The sequence below is a fragment of the Rhodococcus sp. MT28 genome (assembly GCF_058792695.1).
Window position 1 is genome coordinate 67,555 of sequence record NZ_JBXAFD010000008.1, and the last position, 12,021, is coordinate 79,575.

General features: G+C 62.7%; 12 protein-coding genes. 8 read left to right on the forward strand and 4 right to left on the reverse strand.

All coding sequences use genetic code 11. The features are described 5' to 3' along the window. Window positions 1-9 precede the first annotated feature (9 nt). From AC1Q6C_RS26365 to AC1Q6C_RS26385, 5 genes are all read left to right on the forward strand, one after another. Window positions 10-1,401: an MFS transporter gene (locus AC1Q6C_RS26365; RefSeq protein ID WP_042925076.1), complete on the forward strand. Its 1,392-nt coding sequence runs from the start codon at window positions 10-12 to the stop codon at window positions 1,399-1,401. 3 nt (window positions 1,402-1,404) lie between these two features. Next, window positions 1,405-2,961, forward strand: a complete 1,557-nt coding sequence (locus AC1Q6C_RS26370; protein ID WP_176742016.1) for a pyridoxal phosphate-dependent decarboxylase family protein — start codon at window positions 1,405-1,407, stop codon at window positions 2,959-2,961. A 126-nt stretch (window positions 2,962-3,087) separates the two neighbouring features. Next, on the forward strand, window positions 3,088-4,419 hold the full coding sequence (locus AC1Q6C_RS26375; RefSeq protein ID WP_007732273.1) for an SAM-dependent methyltransferase: 1,332 nt from the start codon (window positions 3,088-3,090) through the stop codon (window positions 4,417-4,419). Window positions 4,420-4,439: 20 nt separating this feature from the next. Continuing rightward, complete coding sequence (locus tag AC1Q6C_RS26380) at window positions 4,440-5,759, forward strand: lipase family protein (RefSeq protein WP_230358758.1); 1,320 nt, start codon at window positions 4,440-4,442, stop codon at window positions 5,757-5,759. A 53-nt stretch (window positions 5,760-5,812) separates the two neighbouring features. Then, window positions 5,813-6,484: a DUF1345 domain-containing protein gene (locus AC1Q6C_RS26385; protein WP_030537075.1), complete on the forward strand. Its 672-nt coding sequence runs from the start codon at window positions 5,813-5,815 to the stop codon at window positions 6,482-6,484. A 21-nt stretch (window positions 6,485-6,505) separates the two neighbouring features. On the opposite strand, the gene AC1Q6C_RS26390 is transcribed toward AC1Q6C_RS26385, so the two are convergent. Beyond that, entirely contained in the window at window positions 6,506-7,135 is a 630-nt protein-coding gene (locus tag AC1Q6C_RS26390; RefSeq protein WP_037130153.1) for a LysE family transporter, read from the reverse strand. A 110-nt stretch (window positions 7,136-7,245) separates the two neighbouring features. Between AC1Q6C_RS26390 and AC1Q6C_RS26395 the strand changes: the two genes are divergently transcribed. Together AC1Q6C_RS26395 and AC1Q6C_RS26400 are read left to right on the forward strand one after the other, a co-directional pair. After that, window positions 7,246-7,902: a nitroreductase family protein gene (locus AC1Q6C_RS26395; RefSeq protein WP_003942413.1), complete on the forward strand. Its 657-nt coding sequence runs from the start codon at window positions 7,246-7,248 to the stop codon at window positions 7,900-7,902. Further along, window positions 7,896-8,501 carry a dihydrofolate reductase family protein gene (locus tag AC1Q6C_RS26400; protein ID WP_030537073.1) on the forward strand — a complete coding sequence of 202 codons (606 nt, stop codon included), beginning with the start codon at window positions 7,896-7,898 and terminating at the stop codon, window positions 8,499-8,501. Before AC1Q6C_RS26395 ends, AC1Q6C_RS26400 begins: the two co-directional genes overlap by 7 nt. On the opposite strand, the gene AC1Q6C_RS26405 is transcribed toward AC1Q6C_RS26400, so the two are convergent. Further along, window positions 8,498-9,301, reverse strand: a complete 804-nt coding sequence (locus AC1Q6C_RS26405; protein ID WP_230358757.1) for a sulfite exporter TauE/SafE family protein — start codon at window positions 9,299-9,301, stop codon at window positions 8,498-8,500. The two genes, AC1Q6C_RS26400 and AC1Q6C_RS26405, sit on opposite strands and share 4 nt — an antisense overlap. Window positions 9,302-9,393: 92 nt before the next feature. Between AC1Q6C_RS26405 and AC1Q6C_RS26410 the strand changes: the two genes are divergently transcribed. Beyond that, window positions 9,394-10,197: an AraC family transcriptional regulator gene (locus tag AC1Q6C_RS26410; protein WP_230358756.1), complete on the forward strand. Its 804-nt coding sequence runs from the start codon at window positions 9,394-9,396 to the stop codon at window positions 10,195-10,197. Here the strand turns inward: AC1Q6C_RS26410 and AC1Q6C_RS26415 are convergent. Both AC1Q6C_RS26415 and AC1Q6C_RS26420 read right to left on the reverse strand, forming a co-directional pair. Beyond that, the gene (locus AC1Q6C_RS26415) at window positions 10,175-10,624 is read right to left on the reverse strand and encodes a DUF8021 domain-containing protein (protein ID WP_064444175.1); all 450 of its coding nucleotides are present in this window, start codon (window positions 10,622-10,624) and stop codon (window positions 10,175-10,177) included. The genes AC1Q6C_RS26410 and AC1Q6C_RS26415 overlap by 23 nt on opposite strands. Before the next feature lie 46 nt (window positions 10,625-10,670). Further along, window positions 10,671-11,924 (reverse strand): glycoside hydrolase family 1 protein, encoded by a 1,254-nt coding sequence (locus AC1Q6C_RS26420; RefSeq protein WP_118606023.1) that lies wholly within the window; start codon window positions 11,922-11,924, stop codon window positions 10,671-10,673. Between the last annotated feature and the right edge of the window lie 97 nt (window positions 11,925-12,021).

The following is a 12,021-nucleotide window of genomic DNA, read 5'->3' on the forward strand; positions in this document are numbered from 1 at the left end:
GACATTAGTGTGTGGACGGTGACTACAGACAAACCGGTACGTCTTCGTGAAGGTAGATCGCCTGACAGGCTTTCGCGTGGTGTGGTGGCCGGATACGCAGCGGGAAGTGTCGGTACGGGTGGATTCGGTGTTCTGCCAGGTCTGGTACTGGCGTACTACCTGACCGACACGCTCGGCGTTGCCGCGGCGCTCGCGTCGCTTGTGGTCATTGTCCCGAAAATCGCCGACGTCCTGATCGATCCGCTGATCGGGTCGATCAGCGACCGAAGCTCTCATCGAACCGGTACGCGAGTGCCACTCATGCTCGCAGGCGCTCTGGGACTGCCGTTGCTCTTCATTCTCACGTTTTCGGCCCCGGTGTCGGCCGGCCCCGGAGTCGGGGCGATGTGGGTGCTCGTCTTCTTCCTGCTCGCGGCGAGTGCCTACAGCCTCTTTCAGGTTCCATATATCGCGTTGCCGACCGAGTTGACCGGCGATTACCACGAGCGCACTCGGTTGGTATCGGTTCGAATTGCGGTGTTGGCCCTGACAATTCTGGTCATCGGCGCCGGCGGACCCGAGCTCCGCGATGCTGCCGGGGGCGGAGCACGCGGTTATCTGGTCATGGCGATCGGGGTGTCGGCGCTTATGTGCGGGGCAATGATCTGGGCAGTTCGCGGAGCCGCGCGCCACACGGTGACTCACGCGGACGCGCCGGTCGGCTCGTTGCTCTCGCAGTACCGGGACGGGTTCGACGCGATACGACGTACCCGCGCTTTCCGATTGCTGGTCAGCGTCTTCGTGCTCCAAGCTCTTGCCACCGCCGTGATGTTGGCGGGTGCGCAATATCTGGCGACCTATGTGATGGGCAACGAAGGTGCGCTCACCGGTCTGTTCGTTGCACTCGTCGGACCAGCTCTCGTCGTCATGCCGTTGTGGTACCGGTTCTCGCATCGGTACGGAAAGCTTCGCGGTTACGTGGTGTCTTCGGTTCTGTTCGTCGTCGCCACGGCGTTGTTGACGCTTGCGGCTGTCGACGCGGGTTCGTGGATCTACGGTGCCGTCGCGCTTGCCGGCGTCGGCTACGCCGGCATGCAGGTGTTCCCGCTGGCGATGCTTCCGGACGTCATCGAGGACGACGCGCGAATCGGTGGGCGCCAACGCGGTGGTTCGCTCAGTGGTATCTGGACCGCCGCGGAAACCGCAGGCCTTGCCCTGGGACCCGCGGTGTTCTTGGGTGTACTCGCGGTGACCGGCTTCGTCTCGAAAACTGCGGGCGAGACTGTCGTGCAACCGGAATCGGCGCTGACCGGAATTGCCCTCGGCTTCTCGGTCGTGCCGGCGATCCTGGTTGCGATCAGCCTGGTCGTATTGCGGAATTACCGCACCGAACAAGAATCCACTCACGAGAACGAAAGGTGAACGATGAGTTCCACTCGGGCCGAGGAACTTCAGGGCAAGATCGTCGAGAGCGCAAACCTCGAGAAGAGGGCGGCCGACATCTTGAGTCGGTTGCGTTCGCTTCGCGAGCAGGACGCTCCGACGCACGGAGGCCGGGTTCTGTCGTACGTGTACGACAGCGGCCTCGCAGCGCTCGACGAGTTGGCAGCGGACGCAGCTCGATTGGTTCAGCCGGTCAACGGTCTCGACCCGACGGTGTTCCCGTCCACCGCGGTGATGGAGCGTGAGTTGGTTGCGTTCGCACGCGAGTTCCTCCATGGAGCTTCAGACCCAGCCGCAGATACAGACGCCGGAGGCGTAGTCGTCGGCAATGTCACCAGCGGCGGAACGGAGAGTTGTGTGTTGGCCGTCAAGGCAGCTCGCGACTTCCGTGGGCTCCCGCCGGGTGAGGGTTCGCTGGTTCTTCCGACCACCGCGCATGCCGCTTTCCACAAGGCAGCTCACCTGCTCGGACTGGAACTGATCCTGGTACCAGTAGATCCCACGTCGGGGCGCGTCGGCGCACAAGATATTGCGACGGCAGTTCGGAAAGACACGGTCTTGATCGTCGTCTCCGCGCCCAGCTACCCGTTCGCGGCGCTCGACCCGATCGCCGATGTCGCGGAAGTTGCTCGTGCACATTCGATTCCACTGCATGTCGACGCCTGCATCGGTGGGCTTGCGTTGCCGTGGTGGGGTGATCTGCCACCCTGGGATTTCCGGGTGCCCGGGGTCACCAGCATGTCCGTCGACTTCCACAAGTACGGATACTCGCCCAAAGGCGTTTCGGTCCTGCTGCACCGAGGGCGAGATCTGCATCGCAAGCAGTATTTCGGACTCACGGACTGGCCGGGGTACCCGGTGGTCAATCCCACGCTTCTCGGTTCCAAATCCGTTGCTGCTCTTGCCGGTGCTTGGGCGATTTCGCAAGTCCTCGGGCAATCCGGGTACGCCGAATTGGTGTCCCGGGCGCAGCGGGCCACTCGTGCACTGATCGGCACGGTCGAGGCAATCGAGGGTCTTCGCGTCGTGGGCTCGCCGGTGGGACCACTGTTCGCGGTCGCTACCGACGATTCCGTGCCGCTCGAACGGCGAGTGGATCCGCATCGCTGGGTGAGCGCTGTCGGTGCTCGCGGCTTCGTCCTTCAAGGGCAGCCGGCGTCGACGCAACCTGACGGGACGACGTTGCCTCGAACAACCCACCTCACCGTCACCCCGGTGACGGAATCTGTGCTCGGCGAGTTGACCAGCGCACTCGTCCTCGGTGCCGACGACGTTCGCGGCTCGGCGGCAGCCGAGGCGCCGCCGGCCCTGGCAGAGTTGGCCGGAGCATTCGAACGTGGCGATGTCACCGTCGCCGATGTTCTTGCGTTGCCCAGTGACGCCGTCGCGGCAGCGTTGACGTCGGCGGGGCTGGATCCTCGGGGCTCTTCCGATTCTCCCTTGGACATGGCGGCCGTCCTCGCGGCAGTGGAATCGCTGCCACGTGAGGTCACGAAGAGACTGCTGGTGGAATTCCTCGCCGGAATGGTGGAGCCCTGAACTCGGCGATGAATACCGAAACCGCGATGAACACTGTCCAAAACTCGGACAAATGGCGCGAAAGATTCGCGAATCGGGCGTAAGTTTTCTGTCATCGGCTAACCATCTTTGTCGGAGGGTTGATCAGTGACTGGTGCCGCGGCCAAGATTTTGACGGTGTTCGAGGAAGTGATCGGGGTTCCGCTTCCGGTTCGCGTGCGATGTTGGGACGGTTCGGAGGCAGGGCCACCGGACGCCGCTGCGCAGGTTCACTTCCGGAATCGGCGTGCCCTACGGCGGGTCCTTTACTCTCCCAACGAATTAGGGCTGGCGAGGGCGTACGTTTCCGGCGATCTGGACGTAGACGGCGATATCTTCGCGCTCCTCGACGTTCCGGAACTGGTCACGCGGCTCGGTGAGAATCGTTTGTCGACGTTGCCGCTGCGCTCGATTGTTCGCGCCGCCGGTACTTTCGCCGGCTTGGGAGCGGTGGGTCCACCACCGTCACCCCCGGCGATCGAGATGCGTAGTAAGCGAGGCAAGCGGCACAGTAGATCACGCGATTCGGCGACTGTCTCCCATCACTACGACGTCGGGAATCGCTTCTACGAACTGTTCCTCGGGCCGAGCATGGTCTATTCGTGCGGATACTGGCCGGAAGGTGTCGAATCCCTCGAAGCTGCTCAGTACGCGAAGCTGGACTTGATTTGCCGCAAGCTCGATCTGAAGCCGGGAATGCGACTGCTCGACGTCGGCTGCGGATGGGGATCGATGGCATTACACGCCGCCCAGAACTACGGCGTTGACGTCGTCGGAGTCTCGCTGAGCAACGAGCAGGTCGAATACGCCAAGGGGCGAGTTGCTGACGCGGGTTTGACCGATCGCATCGAGATTCGGGTGCAGGACTACCGCGACGTCGACGACGGCCCTTACGACGCGATTTCGAGCATCGGCATGTCCGAGCACGTGGGCCTGGTCAATTTGCCGGTGTACACGGCAAAACTCTACGACCTGCTCGTGCCGCGGGGTCGTCTGCTCAATCATGCCATCGCCGCGGTGAAGTCGTTGTCGGACAACGTCGATGACGGTCCCAGCTTCATCGACAGGTACATCTTCCCGGACGGTGAGATCCTTCCGTTGAGTAAAACCATTGATGCGCTGGAACTTTCGGGTTTCGAGACGCGTGACAGCGAAGCGTTGCGCGAGCATTACGCACTGACACTGCGCGCATGGGTGCAGAACCTTCGCGAGAACTGGGACGCATCGGTCTTACAGGTCGGTGCTCCCCGGGTGCGTACCTGGTTGCTGTATCTCGCTGCCAGTGCCCTGGGTTTCGAGGAGCCGCACAGGCTTACGATTCATCAGGTTCTGGCCGTGAAACCAGGGGATCGGGGGGCCAGCGGCATGGCCCGCTCGCGTGACAGTTGGTATCGATCGATTGAAGTCCCGCAGATCGAAACCGGTCCGCGCGTCGACTGAGGCCTATACGTTGGATTTCCATGAGCACCCGGAAGGTTGTCCTCGCGGCACTGAAGGTTTCGGCCGTTGCGGTATCGGCGCTGTTGCCGACCTCGCTGCTGTTCACACCGATGTCGAACGCCGAACCCGTGAACGATTTCTACGACGCGATTCCGGGCGACGTCGGTGATCCGGGTTCGGTGATTCGGACGGAACCGCTGGCTCTGGCCGGTGCCGTCGGCGGAGTGCCTGGTGTGGGGACCCGGATCCTGTATTCGAGTACCGACACCCACGGATCCAAGGTTGCTGTGTCGGGCTCGTACCTGGAGCCGGCTGCCCCGTGGTCAGGAGCGGGCCCCCGCCCGACGGTGGTGATCGGTCCGGGTACGCAGGGCCAAGGTGATCAGTGCGCGCCGTCGAGGATGTTTCCCACTGCCGGTCAGCTCCGCCTGGCGGAACCCGGGAATCCGTCGAACTACGGTGCCGGTGTGGACAGTGTCGGTGTCAACTACGAGTCAGCTTTTGCTTTCGCTTTCCTCGCCCAGGGCGTTCGTGTATTCGTCACCGACTACATCGGACTCGGAACACCCGGCGTCCATACCTACGTCAATCGCGCCGAGGAAGCCCATGCGATGTTGGACGGTGCACGCGCTGCCCGAGCCCTCGCGCAGGCAGGAGAGGACGATCCGATAGCGCTGTGGGGCCACTCGCAGGGCGGCGGCGCCACTGCCGCTGCAACCGAACTGGCACCCGAATACGCGCCTGAGGTGAATCTGGTCGGGAGTTACGCGAGCGCGCCCCCGGCAGACCTGGCAAGCGTTCTGCGTCATATCGACGGTACCGGCCTGATGGCCGCGATCGGTTACACGATCAACGGCGTCCTCGACCGCTATCCCGCCGCCCGAGAGCCGATCGAATCTCGACTCAACGACTACGGCCGGTCCGTGCTCGCCGACGTCGCCGGGCAATGCCTCATCGATTCCCGAACCAAGTACGGGAAGCAGTCGACGGCGTCGTGGACCACAGACGGACGACCACTCGCCGACGTGGTGGAATCGGTACCGGAGATCCAACAGGTGATCGAGGAACAACGCATCGGGTGGCGAACCCCGGCCTCGCCGATTCTGGTCAACGGAGCGCTCAACGACGATTTCATCCCGTACGAGCAAACCCGGCGCCTGGTTCAGGACTGGTGCGCGCGCGGGGCCGAGGCGACGTTGTTCACCGACACTTTGCCTGCGGTGAATCCGGGGAGCGGCAACAACCACCTCGCGCCGGCCGTAGCGGATTTCGGCGTCGGATTGCAGTACGTGCTGGACAGATTCAACGGCAAGCCGATAGTCGGTGCGTGCAACGCCTGAGTCGCCGTGTCACGTAACCACCGTCTCACTTCTAACAGTGGTTGACTGAGCCCGTGAACGATCGACCGCACGACCTTCCGATCAACCCGGTTCCACGGAGCGCCCTGGGTGCCGGGCCGGCGCTGAGAGTGTCGACGGGTCTGCTGCTCGGTGTGGCCGCCGGTGTCGTCACGGCGTTGGTCGGCTATCCCCGATTCGCGTTTCTGATCGGCTGGGATGTGGCGGCGATGGTGTTCACGGTGTGGACGTGGATTCTGGTCTGGCCCTTCGACGCGACGCTCACCGCAAGCCACGCAACGCGCGAAGAGCCGGCCCGAAACGTCGCGCACCTGCTGATTCTCGGTGCCGCCGTCGCGAGCCTGGTCGGTATCGCGTTCTTGCTCCTGGCGGCACCCGACGGACATCACTACCAAGTAGTGGCGGCATCGGTTGCAGTCGGCAGCGTCGTGATCTCGTGGCTGGCGGTCCACACGCTCTTCGCCCTCGGATATGCACGGCTGTACTACTCCGGCCCCGACGGCGGAATCGATTTCAATCAGGAAGAACCGCCGAGGTACAGCGATTTCGCCTACGTGGCGTACACGGTCGGGATGAGCTTCGCGATTTCCGACACCAACTTGAAGTCGTCGGACATGCGCGCGATGGCACTCGGCCACGCATTGCTGTCGTACCTGTTCGGTTCGGTGATCGTGGCGTCCGTCGTCAACTTGATTGCGGGCCTGTGATCTCTCGAGCCGTGTGACCGATCAAGCCGCTGCACGCCCGATGCTCGAGAGGAAGCCGGCGGCTCCGAAGAACAGACCGGCGAACACTCGATTGGTGGTTCGCTGCTGTTTGGGGGAGCGCATCAAGGTGAGCACCCGGGCGGCCAGGCCGGTGTATCCGGTCATCACGATCACGTCGACTGCGCACATCGTGGCGGCGATGATCAGATACTGCGGCAGCAGCGGCGCCGACGGGTCCAGGAACTGCGGGAGCACTGCGAGCATGAAAACGACGGCCTTCGGATTGCTCGCGTTCACGAGAAATCCGCGAAGCATCATCATCGGACCGGAGCTGCTCGCGGCTGCCTCGTCGGTCTCCACCTCGGTGGGCGCCGATCGCCACTGCCTGATCCCCAGGTAGACGAGGTATGCGACACCGAACCACTTGATCAAGGAAAAGGCCACGGTCGAACTGGCGAGAATTGCACCGACCCCCGCCGCGACAATTCCGATCTGCAGCAACAATCCCAACTGCAGCCCGAAGATGTTCCAGTATCCGCGTCGCAAGCCGTAGGCAAGTCCCGACGACATCGACGCAATGGCGCCGGCCCCCGGCGACAGGCTGATCACCCAACTTGCTCCGAAGAACGCCAACCAGACGTGCCAACTCATGTCGAAAGTCCTTTGATCGGGAAATACTCCCGACAACGAGCACGCACGGGATCAGAAAAGTGTAGACGGACAGTCCTGCTCACTGCTCGCGACAGTGCAATGATCGGGAGATGACGTCGTATCCCGTACTGGACCTGACACCCGACGAATTGCTGACCACAACGCGGACCGTTCGAAAGCGTCTGGATCTGACCCGTCCCGTGCCGTTGGACCTGGTGAAGGAATGCCTCCAGATCGCCCTGCAAGCGCCCTCCGGTTCGAATCGCCAGGGCTGGCAGTGGATGGTGGTGACCGATCCGGCACTGCGTGCAGCAGTCGGGCAGATCTACAAGGAAGTCACCGACGAGTACCTTGCCTCTCACGGTTCGGCGGCAAAACTCTTCGCCGATGATCCCGATCGCGCGCCGATTCAACAACGCGTGGGCACCAGCGTCGCGTGGCTCGGTGAGCACATGGGTGAGGTGCCGGTCCTTCTCATTCCGTGTATCAAGGCGGGCAAGACGCTGCCGGAGGGGAACCAAGCCGGCCTGTGGGGTTCGCTACTCCCGGCTGCGTGGAGTTACGCGCTGGCCGCGCGGGCACGTGGGCTCGGTACGGCGTGGACGACATTGCATTTGCAGCGTGAAGCGGAAGTTGCCGAGCTGCTGGGCATTCCGGCCGGATTCCATCAGGCTGCGCTCATCCCGACGGCGTACTTCACCGGCGAGACGTTCAAACCCGCCGCCCGTGAACCGGTCGACAACGTGCTGCACGTGGACCGATGGTGAGCCTGATCTACTCGGCGATCTGCTCGATCGACGGGTATGTGGCCGATGAGCAGGGGAACTTCGACTGGGCGGTTCCCGACGCGCAGGTCCACGCGTTCGTCAACGAGCTAGAGAGGGGAGTCGGCACGTACCTGCTCGGGCGCCGGATGTACGAGACGATGATTCCCTGGGAAACAATGGCGTCCGAGGATCTCGAGCGTTCTTCGGTGGCAGGAGGACCTTCGGCTCCGGGCGAGTTTGCCGGTATCGAGGCGGCGACCGCCGAGTTCGCTCAGATCTGGCGTGGAATCGACAAGATCGTGTACTCCACGACGCTGAACGAGGTGTCGACCGCACGTACCAGGATTGTCCCGAGCTTCGATGAAGACTTCATCCGTTTGCTCGAGAGTGAAGCGGTACAAGATATCTCGATCGGTGGACCGACGGTTGCGGTTAGTGCTTTCGCGGCGGGTTTGGTCGATGAAGTCAGACTGTTCCTGTGTCCGGTCAATATCGGTGGCGGATTGCGAGCTCTCCCGGAAAGCCGGCTTGATCTGCAACTGCTCGAGGAGAAAACCTTCGACGGCGGCGTCATCTATCTGCGATACGCCGTTCGCTAAGCAATCACCATCACTGCCGTGACGACGCCGAGTAGAGCGATGTAGGCGGCGGCATGGACTCGGTCCGGTATGGCACCGACGATTCGTCGGCTCAGCGCGATCGCCGGTAGGGAACCGGCGAGTAGTGCACAGACGGCCAGAAGGTCGACAGCGCCGACTCTGCCCGCCGACAGATCCGAGGCTGAACTGTGCCCTGATGAGACCGCATACACCGCAGTCGCGACGACGGCGACAGGCAAGCTCAACGGGTTGGCGCTCGCGGCGGCGTCGGCCATCGGAACTCCGCGGCGTCGCATCATCGGAACCGTCATGACGCTCCCGCCGACTCCGAGGAAACTTGCGACGGCACCGATGCCTATCCCGACAGCGCGGACGCCGTGACGGTCAAGATGTTCGCGAGGTTCAGATGGTGTCAGAAACCCTTGTCGCAGAAGACTGTCCAGGATTGTCACCAGCAGGTAGAGCACAAACAGAATCCGGACGACGCCGTCGTCTACGTGGCCCGCCGCAACCGCTCCGAGCCCGGCTCCGAGTGCGACGGGGCCGATCAGAGGTCTGATGTACTCCGTCCGAAGCCGTCCTGACTTCCTGAATGCGACTGTGGCACCGAGTGAATTGACCACCATCACGGCCGCCGAGGATGCTACGGCGACATGCATCGGATCGATGACGTCCGGCCTCAGCGTCGATGCAGCGTAAACGACTGGGACAGTAACGAACCCGCCACCGAATCCGAAAAGAACGGTGGTGACTCCGGTCAAGGCGCCGAAAGCGAGCAGGATGAGGGAGTAGTGAAGCACTTGATGAACGGTAGCGATTTCTCCGTTGGCGCACATTCGAAGGTTCGCCACGTTCCATTGTGAATCGGACACAGACTCGGTAGGTTCCTCCGGTGCGCAACATCTCGATCAACGACGTCGATCACTCGCCCCGCGGTGTTCTCGCAATCGGAACCGACTACCCACCCGGTCACGTGCTGGCCGCCCACGAACATCGACGAGCCCAGTTTCTCTTCGCTGTGAACGGTGCGATGAACGTCGAAACCGATGACGGTGAGTGGACGGTTCTGCCGTCCAATGCGGTCATGATTCCCGCCGGTGTCGCTCATGCCGTGACAATGGACGGCGTCAGCACGCGAAGCCTCTACATCGAACCGTCCGCAGCGCCGTGGTTCCCGGTCAGGTGCCGAGTCGTCGCAGTATCGTCGCTCCTGCGTGAGTTACTTGTCGCTGCAGTCGACATGGATGTCGAGCTGAATGTGGAGGACGACTTCCCCGCACACGGACGCAGCGCCGCGGTATTTCAGCTGATCCTGCACGAACTTCGCGATCTTGCGCCCCTACCTGTGGAACTCCCGCTGCCTCGGCACCCGGGATTGCGGGCGTTGTGCGCGCAGTATCTCGCAGCCCCGTCGATCCATGACTCGCCCACGCGGTGGGCTGACCGACTCCACGTCAGTGAACGGACACTGCACCGCTTGCTGATCTCGGAAACGGGGATGAGCGCGTCGTCGTGGATGCAGCGTGCCTGCATTCTTCACGCGCTTCCGAAACTTTCTGCCGGGGCCAGTGTGACGGCCGTTGCGTCTGAACTCGGATACTCGACGCCGGCTGCCTTCGCGGCGATGTGCACCCGAGTCTCGGGTGCACCGCCCAGTAGCTATCGGGCGCGCGTCACGACACAGACACCGGGATGATGTCGGCGACGACGTCGTGGATGAGACCGTCACGGACTTCGAAGGTTTCACGAATCTCCACGGTCATGAGGCGAGTGCCGCCGATTCCCGCGTCCAGCAGGTAGGTGGTCGAGACGATGTCCCCGGCCTCTGACATCTCGAGGTCTCGGACGCCCTGGATAACGCGGTATTGGATGCCGTGTTCGAGGTCGGCGGACATCTGTGGTCCGGAGAACCCCGTCTTGAGTCCGGCTTCGACGCGGGTCGCATCCGGGGCGAAATGAACATCGGAGACGTCATGGGAGACGAGGGCGTCGATGTAGGCGCGTGCTTGCGCCTCGCGGGGTGAATCGGCCGGGTTCGGGGCTGCCGTCGCAGCGCCTCCGGCAACCAGGATCAGGACAGCGGTGGCAGCGGCAGTTCCGGCGATATTTCGCAGTGTTCGCATGGGACATCCTAACGACGAGGAGTGGAGGAATTTCGGAAAACGGCCCTCATCGAGTAGCCGTACAGCTGCGGGGAGGATCGACGAGCGAGCAGAAAGCCGGGGCCATGACGGGCACGTAGTCGGCCCCGACGCCGTTCTCGTGAATGATCCGGCGGTAGGCGTCGACGCCGTCGGTCGGGATTCGCGCCGCAGTGGGATCGCCGAGAACATCGACCGTGTAGAGGCCGAATCGAGGTCGGTACGAACCCCATTCGTAGTTGTCGGTGATGGACCAGTAGTTGTAGCCGATCACGTCGGCACCGTCTTCTCGGGCGCGTTCCATCCAATAGATGTGATCGCGTAGGTGATTCGAGCGTGTGTAACCGTCGGCGCGCGGCGCTCCGTTGTCGGTGGGCATGCCGTTCTCGACGATGTAGAGGGGGAGTTCCGGATACTTGCCCGAGTACCGCATCAATGCGTCGTAGAGGCCTTCGGGCTGCGGCGTGACGTTGTAGAACTCGTCGAGTGCGGCGTACGCGGCAGTCGGATTGTTCAGGGCCACACCGTAGTAGTAGTCGATGCCGAGAAAGTCGAGCTTGTCGCGCACTCGATCCGTGAATACCGAATCGATCGCCTCGGACACGCCGGGAATGAAGGAGAAATTACTGCTTACGCGGGCACCGGGATCGAGAACATGGATGCGGTCGTAGATCGCCCGGTGGACTCGGACCAATGAGTCGAACATCGACGGCGCCTGGGTGAGTGCGATTCCGCCGTAGGTCAATTCGCGCTGAACGTACACAGTCGGCTCGTTGATCGTGATCCAGAGCGCCCCGATTCCGGAGTACCGCTCGACTACCTTCTCTGCGTTGACCAGCCAATCGGCTTCCGTCTTCGGATTTGTCCAGCCGCCTTGATCGACAACCCATCCCGGATACACCCAGTGGTCGAGTGTGATCATCGGAGTCATGCCCCGCGCGCGGATGTGAGCTACCACGTCGTCGTAGTAGGCGAATTCGGTCTCGTTCCAGCTCCCGGCGGCGGGCTGAACTCGCGCCCACTCGACGCCGAATCGGAAAACCTTCGATCCCAGATCGGCCGCCCGGTCGATGTCCTCGGCGTAGCGATGACGGAAGTCGACCGAGTCACCGATCTTGTCGTGGGTTCGTCCGGAATCGGAGTATCGAGACCAGTTGCTGTCCGGCGACGAACCTTCCGATTGGAACCCGGAGGTGGCAACGCCCCAGAGGAAGTCATCCGGTACCTCAGCCGAGGCGTGCGCGGGAATGGCCAGCACCCCGAACAGGCACGTCAGTGCCATCAGCGCAGGCGCGATAGACCGTGACAGGGCTCCCATGCCTGGGAGACTAAGTCATACAAGTGTCCAGTCGCAGGCGTTTCGTCCGATCCGCCCGCGG